At 71.4% G+C, this 2,854-nt stretch carries 2 protein-coding genes; both read right to left on the bottom strand.

Annotation, left to right across the window (positions count from 1 at the left end):
• Positions 1-47 precede the first annotated feature (47 nt).
• Positions 48-1,139, bottom strand: a complete 1,092-nt coding sequence (locus H9623_RS18905; protein WP_407671991.1) for a BMP family lipoprotein — start codon at positions 1,137-1,139, stop codon at positions 48-50.
• Positions 1,140-1,452: 313 nt separating this feature from the next.
• The gene (locus tag H9623_RS18910; RefSeq protein ID WP_193721560.1) at positions 1,453-2,658 is read right to left on the bottom strand and encodes an amidohydrolase; all 1,206 of its coding nucleotides are present in this window, start codon (positions 2,656-2,658) and stop codon (positions 1,453-1,455) included.
• Positions 2,659-2,854: the final 196 nt, after the last annotated feature.

Below are 2,854 nucleotides of genomic sequence, written 5' to 3' on the forward strand. Positions count from 1 at the left end.
GCCCGGCGGACTGCCGGGCCGGCTCGACCACGAGTTACTGCGTCAGATCACGGCGAGCTCGGCGACTCCACGACGATCGTGCCGTCGATGATGTCCTGGCGGAGCTGGTCGATCTCGTCCTTGAGCTCCTGGGGGACCTTGGACTCGAAGTCGTGGTACGGCGCGATGTTCACGCCGCCGTTCTCGAGCGTGCCCACGTAGGGCTCGTTGGAGAACTCGTCCTCGGAGGCCGCGGTGATGACGTCCTCGACGCCCGCGCCGATCTCCTTGAGGACCGACGTGAGGATCAGGTCGCCGCTGTCGGGGTTGGTCTCGAAGCCGTCGGCGTCGACCCAGATGACGGAGACGTCGGTCGCGTCCTTCGCGGCGGCGAGGGTGCCCACGCCGACCGGCCCGGCGACGGGCATGATGATGTCCGCGCCCTGGTCGATGAAGGTCTGCGTCAGCTGCTGGCCCTGGGACTGGTCCTCGAAGCCACCGGCGAACGAGCCGTCCTGGGTCTCCTTGTTCCAGCCGAGCGTCTTGACGTCCGTGCCGTGCGTCTCGTTGTAGTTCGCGACGCCGTCGACGAACCCGTCCATGAAGATCGTCACGGACGGGATCTCGAGGCCGCCGTACGTGGCGACCGTGCCCGTCTTGGACATGCCCGCGGCGAGGTAGCCGGCGAGGAACGAGGCCTGGGCCGTGTCGAAGCTGATCGGCTTGACGTTGTCGAGCTCGATCGGGTTGCCGTCAGCGTCCTGCGCCGTCGAGTCGACGATCGCGAACTCGACGTCGGGGTTGGCCTGGGCGGCGTCGCCCGTGGCCGTCGCGAGGAGGAAGCCGACCGTGATGATGGCGTTGCAGCCCTCGGAGATCAGGTTGTCGATGTTCGGCGCGAAGTTCGACTCGGCCTTCGACTCGGCCACGGCGGTCTGGATGCCGAGGTTCTCCTTGGCAGCCATGAGGCCGTTGTAGCCGGACTCGTTGAAGGACTTGTCGTCGAAGCCGCCCGCGTCGGAGACCATGCACGCCTTGAAGCTCGAGTCGGAGCCCCCGGCCGTGCCCGACTCGCCACCCTCGTCGGGTGCGCTTCCACATGCGGCCAGCGCCAGTGCGGCGACGGCCGCGAGCGCCGTCATCTGCATTGCTCTCTTCACCATGAGCTCCTGTCGATCTTGTCGATGGCCCCCGGGAGAAAACCGGGACCTGCCCGTGCGGCGTTGCACGGGAAGGTCACGGGGTCCGTCGGCCTGTATTGATCGAACACTAGCCACGTCGGAGAACCTCGAACGTTACTTGCGGGTAACGCGGACGCTTCGTTATGGAAGCGTCATCTTGTGTCTCAGCCGTGACCGTCCACCGTCCAGCGGTCGGACACTTGGTTGCACAAGGCAACATCTCGAGGGGTCGAGCCCCCGGCCAGGGCAGGGGGCCGGGTCACCGGGAACACCCCTGGTGCACCCCTTCGGATCAGCCCAGCGCGACCCGGGCGAGCAGCCGCACACCCGCCCCGATCGCGGACTCGTCGACCCGCAGGTCGCCCTGGTGGATGTCGTAGGAGCGACCGCCCGGCGTCCGCGTCCCCAGCCGCGCCATCGCACCCGGCACCTTGGTCAGGTACCACGCGAAGTCCTCGCCGCCCAGGGACTGCTCGGTCAGCAGGACCGACGCGGGGCCCAGCACGTCGCGGGCCGCGGCCTCGAGCGCGCCCGTGGCCGCCTCGTCGTTCTCGACCGGGGGCACCCCGCGCGTGTGGTTGACCGTGACCTCGACCTCGTAGGGGGCCACGACCTGCTCGACCGCGTCGTGCAGCACCTGGCCCGCGAACTCCCAGGCCCGCACGTCCAGGCACCGCAGCGTCCCCCGGACCGTCCCGGTGCTGGGGATCGCGTTGTGCGCCGAGCCCGCGTGCACGGCCCCCCACGTGAGGTTCACGCCCGAGCGCGGGTCGAGCCGGCGACCGAGCACCGCAGGGACCTGTGTGATGACCTGCCCCAGCGCGTAGACCACGTCACCGGTCAGGTGCGGCCGCGACGTGTGCCCGCCGGGCGACGTGACGGTCACCGAGACCTCGTCGGAGGCCGACGTGATGGGACCGATGCGGGTGCCGATCTGCCCCGCGTCGACCTTGGGGTCGCAGTGGACCGCGTAGATCTCGTCGACCCCGTCGAGGCCCCCGGCCGCGATGACGTCGAGCGAACCGCCCGGCTGCACCTCCTCGGCGGGCTGGAAGACCAGACGCACGGGCCGTGGCAGCAGACCCCGTCCGTCGAGAGCGGCCAGGACGAGCCCGGCCCCCAGCACGACCGCCGTGTGGACGTCGTGGCCGCACGCGTGGGCCACCCCCGGGGTGACCGAGGACCACGGGAGCTCGCACCGGTCCTGGACCGGGAGCGCGTCGATGTCGGCCCGCAGCGCGACCCGTCCACGCGGCCCGCCGTCCGCGGCCTCGTCCACCTCGCCGATGTCGCACACCAGCCCGGTGCCCGGCAGCAGGCGCGGCGCGAGCCCGGCCGCCCGCAGGCGGTCCGCGACGAGCGCCGTGGTGCGCGTCTCGGTGCGCGAGACCTCGGGGTGCGCATGGATGTCCCGGCGGATCGCGACGAGCTCGGTCTCGAGGCCCGCGGCGAGCTCGACCACCCTGTCGCCGAGCGCCGTGCGGCCTGCGGCGTGCACCGTCGCGGACGGCCTGCCTCCCGTGCCGGCGGCGGTCGACGGGACAGGGGTGCTCTCGGTGCTCTCCTCAGGCGTGCTCACCAGCCGAGACTATCCCCGGTGCCCCTGGCCCGGCCGCCCGGGCCACGCACCGGGACGCGGGCGTCGCGCCAGGGGCGAGCGACGTCGTCGGGCACCTGGCGCCCCCTCCACGCCC

It is taken from the genome of Oerskovia douganii (genome assembly GCF_015142735.1).
Classification (GTDB): domain Bacteria; phylum Actinomycetota; class Actinomycetes; order Actinomycetales; family Cellulomonadaceae; genus Oerskovia; species Oerskovia douganii.